Origin of the sequence: Brevibacterium sp. LS14, from assembly GCF_012027885.1 — a bacterium.
In the GTDB taxonomy this organism is placed as follows: domain Bacteria; phylum Actinomycetota; class Actinomycetes; order Actinomycetales; family Brevibacteriaceae; genus Brevibacterium; species Brevibacterium casei.
The window spans coordinates 52,275-64,406 of sequence record NZ_SJXG01000044.1; the positions used below are offsets into that span (position 1 = coordinate 52,275).

Sequence of the window (12,132 nt, forward strand, 5' to 3'; positions counted from 1 at the left end):
GCACGGCTGGGCCTGACTCACGCGTAGTAGCGTCCGAGCACCTCGGTCTCGAGCTCGGAGAATCGACCGTCCTCCATCGCCTGCCGGATCTCGGCGACGAGGCTGACGACGAAGTGCTCGTTGTGGATCGTGCACAGCGTCGAGAAGAGCATCTCCTTGGCCTTGTAGAGGTGGCGCAGGTAGGCGCGCGAGTAGTTCTCGCACGTGTAGCAGTCGCACTCGGGGTCGAGGGGTCCGAAGTCGCGGCGGTACTTCGCCCCCGTGAGGTTGTACCGGCCGTCGCGGGTGTAGACCGCGGCATTGCGGGCGACACGGGACGGGGAGACGCAGTCGAAGGTGTCCGCGCCGGTCTTGATCGCCTCGAAGAGATCATCGGGTTCGGAGATGCCGAGGAGGTGACGCGGCTTGTCCTCGGGCAGCTCCTCGCACACCCAGCGGATGATCGTCCCGAGGTTCTCCTTCTCCAGGGCCCCACCGATGCCGTACCCATCGAAGTCCATAGCGCCGAGGTCGCGGGCGGCCTTGCGCCGCAGGTCCTCGTACTGCGCACCCTGGAGGACCCCGAAGAGCGCCTGATAGGGCCGGTGCGAACGCGCCTGAGTCAGCCGCTGGTGCTCCTCGATGCAGCGGATCGCCCACAGCCGGGTCCGTTCGAGCGAGGTCTCCTGGTAGCCGCGGGTGTTGACGAGCGTCGTCAGCTCGTCGAACGCGAACATGATGTCGGCCCCGAGCTTATGCTGGACCCGCATCGAGACCTCGGGCGTGAACCGGTGCATCGTCCCGTCGAGGTGCGATTTGAACGTCACCCCGTCGTCGTCGACGTTCGACAGCCGCTCCTTGCCCGCGGCGATGGCGTCGTCGTTCTGCTCGCCCGTGACCTCCATGGAGATGACCTTCTTGAACCCGGCGCCGAGACTCATCACCTGGAATCCGCCCGAATCCGTGAACGTCGGGCCGGGCCAGTTCATGAACCGCCCCAATCCCCCGGCCTCGTCGACGATGTCCGAGCCCGGCTGGAGGTAGAGGTGGTAGGCGTTGGCGAGGACAGCCTGCCCGCCGAGGGCGGCGACGTCCTCGGGCTTGACGGCCTTGACCGTGGCCTTCGTGCCGACCGGAATGAACGCAGGCGTGCGGATCTGCCCGTGCGGGGTGGAGATCACCCCGGTGCGCCCGCCCGTCTCGAGCCTGGTGCCGACCTCGAAGCCGAACTGCGAACGGTCGTTGATGGGCGGTGTCGCTGTCTCAGATGCTGCACGCGTGTCGATGTCGGTCACCCGCCAAGTTTAACTGGGTGGATGCGACCGAGACTCACCGCCGTGCTCGAGACCGCCGTGCGCTCCCGCCGTCCCCTCGTCACCGACGGAGGGCTGGGCACCGCGCTCGAGTCCCGCGGGATCGTCCTCGACCACGACCTGTGGTCGGCCGGTCTCCTCCGTGACGATCCCGACACCCTCGCCGAGGTGCACGCCGCCTTCGCGAGAGCCGGTGCCGACATCGTCACGACCGCGAGCTATCAGATAGGCCCGCGCGCTGGGCTCACGGACACTGGGCTCACGGACACTGCGGTGCGTCGACTGTGCGCCGACAGCGTCACCCTCGCCCGCGAGGCTGCCTCACGCGGCACCGCCGCTCCCGTCCTCATCGCCGGGTCGGTAGGCCCGTTCGGGGCCGTCCTCGGCGACGGGTCCGAGTACACCGGCGACTATGCGCTCACCGATGCCGAGTTCGCCGCCTTCCACCGTCCCCGCATCGAAGCCCTCGCCGAGGCGGGCGCCGACGTCATCGCGCTCGAGACCCAACCGAACCTGCCCGAGATCCGGGTCCTCGCCGACCTCGTCGAGGAGACCCGCGTCCCTGCGTGGCTGTCGGTGACCCTCGCCGACGGAGGACCCACTGGCGTCCCGCGACTTCCCGACGGCACCCCGCTCACGGCCCTCGCCGCGGTAGCAGCCGCCCATCCGACGGTCCGCGCGGTCGGCGTCAACTGCGTGCGGCCCGACCAGGTGTCTCCCGCGCTCGAGGCGCTGGCCGCGGTCACCGAGCTGCCCCTCATCGCCTATCCGAACTCGGGCGAGACCTACGATGCGGAGTCGATGACGTGGCAGGACCCGACCGCGGAGGCGGGCGAGCGCCTCGGCGCGTGGCCGGTCGCGGACTGGATCGCCCGCGGGGCCCGGATCGTCGGCGGCTGCTGCCGGACGACGCCCGCGGACATCGCAGAGCTCGTGCTCAGAGCATCTTCCCGGGGTTGAGGATCCCCAGCGGGTCGAGGGAGTCCTTGATCGCGGCCTGCATGCGCTGGGCACCGGCGTCGAGCTCGCGGCCAAGCCACTCTCGCTTGAGGTAGCCGACCCCGTGCTCGCCGGTGATCGTCCCGCCGAGGTCGAGGCCGAGCTGCATGATCTCCGCGAACGCCTCCTGGGCTTGGGCGACCATCGCCTCGTCGCGGGCGTCGAAGACGACGGAGGGATGCATGTTCCCGTCCCCCGCATGTCCCGCGGTGGCGACGACGACGTCGTGGCGATCGTCGATCTCCCGCAGCCGGGCGAAGAACTCGCCGAGGCGCGAGCGGGGCACGCAGACATCGTCGACGAGCTCTCCCCCACCGATGGTGTTCGCGTACCTCTCCATCGCCGGTGCCACGGCCCGCCGGGCGGCGACGAGCATGTCGCTGTCGTCGGGGTCGTCGGAGACGACGGTCTCGGTCGCCCCGTTGGCCTCAGCGATCGCCTCGAACCCGGCGAGGTCACGGGCCGCCTCGGCGGCGGGCTTGTCGGACTGGACGAGGAGGAGGGCACCGGCGTCGGCGGGCAGGCCGAAGTCGCCGTAGTCATTGATCATCGCCATCGTCGCAGCGTCGATGAATTCGAGCATCGACGGCTGGGCACCGGAGGCCATGAACTCCGCGACCGTGCGGCCCGCCGATTCGGTGTCCGGGAAGATCCCCACCCCGGTCAGCGGCGGCGGCAGGAGCGGGGTGAGTCCCAAGGTGATCGCGACGATGACCCCGAGCGTGCCCTCCGACCCGACGAGGAGAGCGGCGAGGTCGAGGCCGGCCACGCCCTTCGCCGTCGCGCGGCCGAGCTTCGTCACCGTGCCGTCGGCGAGGACGACGGTGAGTCCACGGACGTAGTCCTTCGTCACCCCGTACTTGACGCAGCACATGCCGCCGGCGTTCGTCGCGACGTTCCCGCCGATCGTCGAGATCGCCACCGACCCCGGATCGGGCGGGTAGGCGAGTCCTTCGGCGGCGAGGGCGGCCTTGAGGTCGGCATTGATGACGCCGGGCTCGACCCGGCAGATCTGGTCGACGGGATCGATCTCGACGATCGCGTCCATTCCGGCGAGGTTGAGCAGCATGGCGCCGTCGACGGCGTTCGCCCCGCCCGAGAGCCCCGTCCGCGCCCCCTGTGTGACGACGGGGATGCGGTGGTCGGTGGCGAAGCGCATGACGGCGACGACATCATCGACGCTCCTGGCCCGGACGAGACCGAGCGCCCGCCCGGCCGGGCAGAAGAGCGCCCGGTCGGAGGCGAAGCCGTCGACGACGTCGCGGTCGGTCACGAGCGCACCGGGGCTGAGCTGCTCGGCGAGCACGCCGAGGCCGGCCGCCGCCTCCTCGACGCTCATCAGCGGGCGGCGAACTCTCTGGCCACCGCGCGCACGCGGTCAAGGGCCTCATCGGCGCCGATGCTCACCCGCACGCCGCCGGAGAGTCGGCGGATCGCCACGGCCTGGGCTGCGCACGCGTCTTCGAACGCGGCTGCGGCCTCGTCGTCGAGGGCGATCCACACATAGTTGCCCTGCGCATCAGGGACGTCGAAGCCGAGGTCGCGCAGGTCAGCGGCGAAGCGGTCACGGGTCGCTGCGACCTCCTTCGCCCGGACGAGCACCTCGCCGACCCGCGCGAGCGACTCCGAGGCGGCGGCCTGAGCGCCGGTCGTCACACTGAACGGGGCGACGACCTGACGCAGAGCGGTGGCGATCTCGGCATCGGCGACGCCGTAGCCGACGCGCAGTCCCGCGAGTCCGTGCGCCTTCGAGAACGTGCGGGCAAGGACGAGGTTGTCGTACTTCCGGAACGCGGCGAGACCGTCGACCGCCTCGGCGTCGGTGGCGAACTCCCAGTACGCCTCGTCGAGGGCGACGATGACCCCGGCGGGCACTTCGGCCATGAATCCGTCGAGCTCGGACGTGCGCACGGACGGACCCGTAGGGTTGTTCGGTGAGCAGAGGAGGACGAGGCGGGTCGTGTCGTCGATCTCGGCGAGCATCCCCGCGAAGTCGTGCCGGCCGTCGGGCAGCAGGGGCACCGCGCGCTTCTCCGCACCGCGGGCCGACGCGAGGATCGGGTACATCTCGAACGACGGCCACGGGTAGACGACGGAGGTCCCAGCCTCGAGGGTGATGTTCGTCAGGGCCGAGAGGATCTCCGAGGCGCCCGCCCCGGGCACGACCTCGCTCGGGTCGACGTCGAGGTAGGCGGCGATCTCGGCGACGAGCTTCGCCGACTTCGGATCAGGATAGGCGGCGGGCACCTGCGTCGCGGCGGCCACGGCTTCGGTGATGCCCGGCAGCGGGGCGAAGTGGTTCTCGTTCGACGACAGTTTGTACGGGGCCAGCCCCGGGGCATCCGACGGCGGTTTGCCGGGCTTATAGGGCGGGAACTGGGTCAGGGCATCGCGAAGGAGGAATCGTTTCGACATGGACATATCGTGACACAGGCAACGAATGCTCGGCACAGCGGCCGGCATTCGAGAGGGGTGCCCGTGCCCGCACATGGGAGGTGGCCCTGAGATCGCGGGATCGATCAGGGCCACCGGGGATGATGAGTCCGGGACTCGAGGGGACGCGTGTCGTGCCGAACGCGGAAGGGGACGTGGGTGGCGACCCCTTCACTCATCTAGACCGGAAACTGCGCCTGTTCGTTCGCGACTCCGGGAAGATTTTTCTCGATTCGGCAAACTCCCAGGTCAGCGGGTTGGCACAGATTGCCGACCACATCAGGAGATTCCGCATTGTGAGAGCACGACGGGTGTATCTAGAATGGGAGGTCAGTGCTTCCCCTGCGCACCCCACCGGCGAACGAGCGCGGCACCCTCCCCTCGCGCGGGTTCGACGGTCGAATTCCCCGCTTCCGACGATGACGAGTCCATGACCGAATCCCCCAGTCCCACCCCTGACGACGAGAGTCCCGTGGACGACGGCGGGACGGCGACCGATGCCGAGCTCGTCGCTCTCATCCGGGAGCACACCCCGGATTCGGCCAGCGGACGGCAGGCCTTCGCAGAGCTCTACGCCCGCCACCACGATCCCGCCCTCCACTACGCGATCCGCCTCACCGGCGACCGCCCGCGCGCCGAGGACGCCGTCGCCGAGGCGTTCGCGAAGATCTGGCGCGCGTGGGGCAATGGCGCGGGCCCCGAAGACGCATTCAAGTCCTACCTCATGACCGCCGTGCGCTCAGAGTCCTACCGCTGCACCGCGACGACGAGCGCGACGACCGCCGTCCTTCCCGAGGTCCTCGACGTCCTCGCCGGCAGCAGCTCGCGGGATCACGCGAACGAGATCGCCGAACGCGAGCACCTCGCCCGTGCGTTCTCCTCACTGCCGGAGACCTGGCAGACCGCGATCACGCTCATCGACATCGACGGCACCCCCACCGCCGAGGCGGCAGGGGCCCTCGGCCTCTCCCCGAACTCCTTCAACTCCCTGCTCCGCCGGGCTCGGGAAGGACTGCGCACCGCCTACCTCCAGGAGCTCGTCGAACCGGCCAGGCCCGCATGCGCGGCGTACTCCTCCGAACTCGCCCGCTACGTCCGCAAGCAGCTCGGCCGCCGACGGGGAGCATCGATCGAGACGCATCTGCGGCACTGCCAGTACTGCCGCCGGCAGACGCTGCTGCTCGGGCGCATCAACACGAAGCTCGGGGCGTGGCTGACCCCCGCCGTCCTCGCCGCCGCGCTCATCGAATCCGAGCAGTTCCCGGCTGTCCCGCCCGTCGCCGCCGCGAACGCCGGCGCAGAGCCGGCCGGAGCAGAGTCGGCCGGAGCAGAGCCGGCCGGCGCGCAGAACTCCGAGACCGTCTTCTTCAGTTCCCAGTCCGGCAGCGGCGCGGCAGGCTCGCCTTCGGGTCTTGCCCTCGGCCTCAAGATCGCCGCGGCCGCCCTCATCGCGACGGCGGCGATCGCCGCGACCGTGTGGGCACTCGACCCGAGCCCGAACGCTCCGGAGGTCGAGGGTCCCACCTCCTCGCCCGTGCAGCCGGAGACCGGCCTGGCCGACGACGACCCCGGCGAGGACCTGCGCTCTCCGGTCGCCCCTCCGGCGGCCGGCTCTCCCGATGCCGCTGTGCCCGCGGTCCCGGCGAACGAGGGACCACGGAACCCGGCCCCTGCTCCTCCGGCTCCCGGCGAGCCCGGCGGTCCGAACGCGGCGCCGCCGGCACCTCGCGATCCCGGCCCGAACAATCCTGGTCCGGGGGATCCCGGACCGGGGGATCCCGGCCCGGGACGGCCCGCGCCTCCGCCGCCGACCGATCCTCCGCCATCGGAACCACCGCCGACAAGTCCGCCACCGACAGAACCTCCACCGACGAGCCCTCCGCCGACAGAACCTCCACCGACGAGCCCTCCGCCGACGAGCCCGCCACCGACGGAGCCTCCTCCGACGGAACCTCCACCGACGAGCCCGCCGCCGACAGAACCTCCTCCGACGAGCCCTCCCACTCCGTCTCCGACGCCGACGGAGCCCGGTGACAACTGCCACGATGTCGGCTGGGGTTGGCACTGCCATTGATCGGGGTCCGTGCGGGCGCCAACGGCCCCGACTTCGGCCCGGACCCCGGCGGGGAGTAATGTGAAGGTCGATACTTCACACCTCTGACGAAGATTGCGAGCGGAAATGCCCTCAACGCAGGAAAAGGTCGACGTTGTCCTCATCGGCAGCGGCATCATGAGCGCCACCCTCGGCGCGATGCTGACCGAACTCCAGCCCGAATGGGATATCCGGGTCTACGAGAAGCTCGACTATGTCGCCAAGGAGAGCTCCGACCCGTGGAACAACGCCGGCACCGGTCACGCAGCTCTGTGCGAGCTCAACTACACCCCCGAGGATGCGAACGGCCACATCGACCTGAAGAAGGCCTCGCAGATCAACGAGCAGTTCCACCACTCGCGCCAGTACTGGTCGCACCTCGTCGACACCGGCGTCCTTCCGGAGCCGAAGAACTTCATCAACCAGGTCCCGCACATCAGCTACGGCCGCGGCGAGAAGGGTCGGGACTACATCAGGAACCGTCGTGAGCAGATGGTCCGCAACCCGCTCTTCGCCGAGATGGAGTACACCGACGATCCGGCCACGCAGGCCGAATGGCTGCCGCTGATGTTCGAGGGCCGCGGACCGGGCCAGGTCAACGGCATCTCCCGGACCCAGATCGGCACCGACGTCGACTTCGGTTCGCTCTCCCGCCAGCTCCTGCGCTACATGGCCGACAAGGGTGCGACGATCCGCACGAGCCACCAGGTCACCGACCTCGACCGCTCCTCCGACGGCTGGACCGTCACGGTCCGTGACCTGCTCTCCCGCGAGACGCACAAGGTGAGTGCGAAGTTCGTCTTCATCGGCGCCGGCGGCGGCGCCCTGCCGCTGCTCCAGAAGTCCGGGATCCCCGAAGGACGCGGCTACGGCGGCTTCCCCGTCTCCGGCATCTTCCTGCGCACCGCGAACCCCGAGCTCGTCTCCCGCCACCAGGCGAAGGTCTACGGCCAGGCCTCCTTCGGCGCACCCGCGATGTCCGTGCCCCACCTCGACACCCGCGTCGTCGACGGCAACGACTACCTCATGTTCGGCCCCTACGCCGGGTTCTCGCCGAAGTTCCTCAAGCGCGGTCGCTTCACCGACCTGCCGTTCTCCGTCCGCGGGAACAACCTGCCGACGATGCTCGGCGTCGCCAAGGACAACACGGACCTCGTCACCTACCTGCTCTCCGAACTCGCAGCCTCGAAGAAGGCCCGATTCGCGGCGATGAACGAATTCATCCCCGAGGTCGACCCTGCCGACTGGGAGTTCATCCAGGCCGGTCAGCGCGTCCAGGTGATGAAGCACGATGCCAAGCGCGGCGGCGTCCTCGGGTTCGGCACCGAACTCGTGTCCTCGGCCGACGGTTCGATCGCCGCCCTCCTCGGCGCCTCACCGGGTGCGTCGACCGCGGTGGCGATCATGCTCGGCCTGCTCAAGACCTGCTTCCCCCGTCAGTACGACGGATGGGAGCCCGCGCTCAAGGACATGGTCCCCTCGCTCGGGCGCAGCCTCGCCGACGACGAGACTCTGCTCACCGAGCTCTCCGAGTACACCGCCAGGACGCTGCAGCTCATCTGAGACCCTTCAGCTCATCTGAGGCGCTCCAGCTCCACACCTCAGCCGTCAGGTCCCGCTCTCAGAGCTCGACCTGGCGGTTGACGTCTTTGTAGAGGAGGTAGCGGAAGCGGCCGGGTCCGCCCGCGTAGCAGGCCTGCGGGCAGAAGGCGCGCATCGAGATGAAGTCGCCCTCCTGCACCTCGACCCAGTCGCCGTTGAGACGATAGACGGCCTTGCCCTCGAGGACGTAGAGGCCGTGCTCCATCTCGTGCGTCTCCGCGAACGGGATGACCGCGCCGGGTTCGAAGGTGACGATGTTGACGTGCATGTCGTAGGCGAGGTTCCCAGGATCCAACGGCCTCGTCGTCCGCCACCGGTTGTCGGTTCCCGGCATCGGGGACGGTTCGACATCGGCCTCGTTGCCGAAGGCCGCCTCGGGGATGAGCCCGGCCGCCGGCTGGAAGCGCTTGCGCACCCAGTGGAAGCGGGCCGCCTCGGCGCCGGTCGACTGCGCAGACCACGTCGATCCGGCCGGCAGGTACGCGAACCCGCCCGGGGTGAGCACATGGTCGGTGCCCTCATGGGTGACGGTGAGCTCACCGGCCATGACGAAGAGGAATCCCTCGACCTCGGGCTGCGGTTCGGGGGCCTGCGAGCCGCCGCCGGGCTGGACCTCGAGGATCGTCTGCGAAAACGTCACCGCTCCCCCTGCCACCGGCTTGCTCAGCACCCACGAGCGCGTGTCCGACCATTCGGGCAGCGCCGAGGTGACGATGTCGCGCAGCACCCCACGCGGGATGACCGTGTAGGCCTCGGTGACGATCGCCCTGTCGGTGAGCAGATCCGACTGCGGCGGGTGCCCACCGGTCGGAGCCCAATAGGTGTACGGGTCGGTGGTGATGCTCATGCGCGGGTCTCCTTCTCTGTGGCGATGCCGCCGGTGCGGGCGATCTGCTCGAGCACCTCGGCGGACATGTCGGTGCGTTCGGCGATGTCCTCGGGCGTGTGCGCCCCGCAGGACAGGCCCCGGCTGAGGTAGCGGGCGAGCGCCTTCGCCGTCGCCGGTTCGTCGAGGACGGCCGAGTCCTCCTGCCCGACGTAGCTGCGCAGCCGCTGCGCTGCGAGCTCGAGCCCCTCCCGGTAGAACCGGAAGGTCGAGAGGAACCGGGTCGGCAGCTGGTGCGGGTGCATGTCCCAGCCCTGGTAGATGCCGCGGCGCAGATGTCTGCGCACGAGGCGGGCGTGGAGGCTCCATGCCTGCTCGATCGCCGCCGGCTCCCCCACCGGGAGGATGTTCGTCGACCCGTCGGAGAGGTGGACGCCGGTGCCGGCGACGGCGACCATCATCTGATTCTTCGCGAAGTCCGCGACGGGATGCTCCATCGACTGGTAGGCGGCGGCCACGCCCATCGACGCCGAGTAGTCGTACGTGCCGTAGTGGAGCGAGGTGATGCGTCCCGCTCCGGCGTCGAGGACCCGGGCCACGGGCACGGTGCCGTCGGCGCCGAGGATGAGCTGCGGGGTCTCGACCTGGACTTCGAAGGTCAGTGCCCCGTCGTCGAGGCCGTGCTCCTCCTCGAGGTCGCGCAGCGCCGCGACCATGGCCGTGACCTGGTCGGCGGTGCTCACCTTCGGCAGGGTGAGGACGAGCCCCTCGGGCAGGGAGCCGTGGGCGGCGATGACGCCTGAGACGAAGAGGTCGAGGGTGCGCAGACCCCGTGCCCGGGTCGCAGCCTCGAGGCACTTGAACCGGATCCCGACGAACGCCGGCGCGGTGTCCTCGGCCATCCCGGCCACGACCGCACGGGCCGCCTCGCGCACCGCGGCGTCCTCGGCCTCGTCGCCCTGGTCGCCGAAGCCGTCCTCGAAGTCGTAGCGGAGATCCTCGATCGGCTCCGTCGTCAGCTTCCGCGTCACCGCCTCGGCGAGCAGCTCCGCCTCCCGGGCGACCTGGTGGAGGCTCGGCGGGGTGAGCCCCAGGGTCTCGTCGGCCTCCCTGCGGGCGGCGACGATGACGCGTTCGGCGAGCTGGACCATGCCACCGTTGTCCTCGGCGGCGGCGAGCGCCTGCTCACCCCACTGCCGGGGGACGGTCGGATCGGCCTGGTGACCTGGGACGTAGACCGTGTGGATGGGTTGGCGCACGTCCCGATCGCCCGGATAACGCGTGCTCAGCAGCTCGTCCGTGTCCGCGAGCAGAGCATCGATGTCATCGAGCGTTGATTGCTTCACTTCATCCTCTTCCGTTGCCGTGTGAGTGAGCGTGCCGGCTCCCCACCATTGTCGCTCACATACATGTCTCCCCTCACCGTGAGACGGCGGCGACGGCCTCGGCGACCTTCTTCGCGACCTCGGGGTCGAAGACCGAGGGCACGACGTAGCCGGGATGGAGGTCCTCCTCCGGGATGCACGAGGCGATCGCGTCGGCGGCGGCGACCATGATCGACTCGTCGACGTCGGTGGCCTCGGCGTCGAGGAGACCGCGGAAGATCCCGGGGAACGCGAGGACGTTGTTGATCTGGTTCGGGTAGTCGCTGCGCCCGGTGGCGACGACGGCGGCGTGCTTGAGCGCCTCGGCGGGGTCGACCTCGGGATCGGGGTTGGCCATCGCGAAGACGAGCGCCCCGTCATTCATCGCGGCGATGTCGTCACCGTTCAGCACGTTCGGAGCCGAGACACCGATGAAGACGTCGGCACCGCGGACCGCCTCCTTGAGGCTGCCCTCGAAGCCCTCGGGGTTCGTGTTCTCCTTCAGCCACACCTTGTGCTCGGTGTCGACGGTCGAGTTCGGTCCGATCGCCCCGTCCCGACCGCACGCGATGATCGTCTGCGCCCCGGCGACCTGGAGGAGACGGATGATCGCATGCCCGGCAGCGCCGACCCCGGAGACGACGATGCGCACCTCGGCGATGTCCTTGCCGACGACCTTGAGGGCGTTCTTCAGCGCCGCGAGCGTGACGATGCCCGTGCCGTGCTGGTCGTCGTGGAAGACGGGGATGTCGAGTTCGGCGCGCAGGCGGCGTTCGATCTCGAAGCAGCGTGGGGCCGAGATGTCCTCGAGGTTGATCCCCCCGTAGGCCGGGGCGATGGCCTTGCAGATCGCGATGATCTCCTCGGTGTCCTTCGTGTCGAGGGCCACCGGCCACGCATCGACCCCCGCGAACTGCTTGAAGAGGACGGCCTTGCCCTCCATCACCGGCATCGCCGCTTCGGGCCCGATGTCGCCGAGGCCGAGGACCGCGGTCCCGTCCGTGACGACGGCGACGGTGTTGCGCTTGATCGTCAGGCGCCTCGCGTCGTCCTTGTTCGCAGCGATCGCCTTGCACACCCGAGCCACGCCGGGGGTGTAGGCACGGGAGAGGTCGTCGCGGTTGCGCAGCGGCACCTTCGGCGTCGATTCGAGCTTCCCGCCGAGGTGGAGGAGGAAGGTCCGATCGGAGACCTTCCGGACGTCGACGCCGGGCAGGGCGCTCAGCTCGGTCGAGACCTCCTCGGCGTGGGCGACGTCGCGGGTGTCGGCACTGACGTCGATGACGACGGTGTCCGGGGTGGATTCGACGACGTCGAGCGCGGTGATGCCGGCCCCGGTCGCCGCGGCCGCGGCCACGAGGTCCGAGGTGGACGACTGCCCGACGGCCGTGGCCACACGCAGGGTGATGGAGTATCCGGGGCTGGGAACAGCCATGATGTCATCCTCTCTGATGGAATCATTTCCGTATTACGGATGTTAGCTTCTGCATCATGGAAAATCTAGCGGGAGCGGGCGGTCAACGG

The 12,132-nt window shown here is 69.5% G+C and carries 9 protein-coding genes; 3 read left to right on the plus strand and 6 right to left on the minus strand.

Annotated elements, in window-relative coordinates:
- Positions 1-17: 17 nt before the first annotated feature.
- Positions 18-1,274: a tRNA guanosine(34) transglycosylase Tgt gene (gene tgt, locus EZE58_RS06945; protein WP_009378032.1), complete on the minus strand. Its 1,257-nt coding sequence runs from the start codon at positions 1,272-1,274 to the stop codon at positions 18-20.
- A gap of 21 nt (positions 1,275-1,295) precedes the next feature.
- On the opposite strand from tgt, the gene mmuM reads away from it, so the two are divergent.
- On the plus strand, positions 1,296-2,252 hold the full coding sequence (gene mmuM / locus EZE58_RS06950; RefSeq protein ID WP_119296512.1) for a homocysteine S-methyltransferase: 957 nt from the start codon (positions 1,296-1,298) through the stop codon (positions 2,250-2,252).
- Here mmuM and EZE58_RS06955 read toward each other — a convergent pair.
- Both EZE58_RS06955 and EZE58_RS06960 read right to left on the minus strand, forming a co-directional pair.
- The gene (locus tag EZE58_RS06955) at positions 2,230-3,630 is read right to left on the minus strand and encodes an FAD-linked oxidase C-terminal domain-containing protein (RefSeq protein WP_167560148.1); all 1,401 of its coding nucleotides are present in this window, start codon (positions 3,628-3,630) and stop codon (positions 2,230-2,232) included. The genes mmuM and EZE58_RS06955 overlap by 23 nt on opposite strands.
- Entirely contained in the window at positions 3,630-4,706 is a 1,077-nt protein-coding gene (locus EZE58_RS06960) for a histidinol-phosphate transaminase (protein ID WP_009378025.1), read from the minus strand. Before EZE58_RS06960 ends, EZE58_RS06955 begins: the two co-directional genes overlap by 1 nt.
- Positions 4,707-5,154: 448 nt before the next feature.
- On the opposite strand from EZE58_RS06960, the gene EZE58_RS06965 reads away from it, so the two are divergent.
- Complete coding sequence (locus EZE58_RS06965) at positions 5,155-6,798, plus strand: sigma-70 family RNA polymerase sigma factor (RefSeq protein WP_162909055.1); 1,644 nt, start codon at positions 5,155-5,157, stop codon at positions 6,796-6,798.
- A 105-nt stretch (positions 6,799-6,903) separates the two neighbouring features.
- Positions 6,904-8,379 carry a malate dehydrogenase (quinone) gene (gene mqo / locus EZE58_RS06970; RefSeq protein ID WP_009378021.1) on the plus strand — a complete coding sequence of 492 codons (1,476 nt, stop codon included), beginning with the start codon at positions 6,904-6,906 and terminating at the stop codon, positions 8,377-8,379.
- A 58-nt stretch (positions 8,380-8,437) separates the two neighbouring features.
- Here the strand turns inward: mqo and EZE58_RS06975 are convergent, their stop codons facing one another.
- The 3 genes from EZE58_RS06975 to EZE58_RS06985 all read right to left on the minus strand — a co-directional run bounded on the left by EZE58_RS06975 (position 8,438) and on the right by EZE58_RS06985 (position 12,043).
- Positions 8,438-9,265 carry a bifunctional allantoicase/(S)-ureidoglycine aminohydrolase gene (locus EZE58_RS06975; protein WP_119296510.1) on the minus strand — a complete coding sequence of 276 codons (828 nt, stop codon included), beginning with the start codon at positions 9,263-9,265 and terminating at the stop codon, positions 8,438-8,440.
- A complete protein-coding gene (locus EZE58_RS06980) occupies positions 9,262-10,590 on the minus strand; it encodes an aldolase/citrate lyase family protein (protein WP_119296509.1) in 1,329 nt (442 codons plus the stop codon). Before EZE58_RS06980 ends, EZE58_RS06975 begins: the two co-directional genes overlap by 4 nt.
- 73 nt (positions 10,591-10,663) lie before the next feature.
- On the minus strand, positions 10,664-12,043 hold the full coding sequence (locus tag EZE58_RS06985) for an NAD-dependent malic enzyme (protein ID WP_009378013.1): 1,380 nt from the start codon (positions 12,041-12,043) through the stop codon (positions 10,664-10,666).
- Positions 12,044-12,132: the final 89 nt, after the last annotated feature.

Coding starts and splice junctions, on each gene's coding strand:
- mmuM (WP_119296512.1), top strand. CDS start 1,296: ATGCGACCGAGACTCACCGCCGTGCTCGAGACCGCCGTGCGCTCCCGC.
- EZE58_RS06955 (WP_167560148.1), bottom strand. CDS start 3,630: ATGAGCGTCGAGGAGGCGGCGGCCGGCCTCGGCGTGCTCGCCGAGCAG.
- EZE58_RS06960 (WP_009378025.1), bottom strand. CDS start 4,706: ATGTCGAAACGATTCCTCCTTCGCGATGCCCTGACCCAGTTCCCGCCC.
- EZE58_RS06965 (WP_162909055.1), top strand. CDS start 5,155: ATGACCGAATCCCCCAGTCCCACCCCTGACGACGAGAGTCCCGTGGAC.
- mqo (WP_009378021.1), top strand. CDS start 6,904: ATGCCCTCAACGCAGGAAAAGGTCGACGTTGTCCTCATCGGCAGCGGC.
- EZE58_RS06975 (WP_119296510.1), bottom strand. CDS start 9,265: ATGAGCATCACCACCGACCCGTACACCTATTGGGCTCCGACCGGTGGG.
- EZE58_RS06985 (WP_009378013.1), bottom strand. CDS start 12,043: ATGGCTGTTCCCAGCCCCGGATACTCCATCACCCTGCGTGTGGCCACG.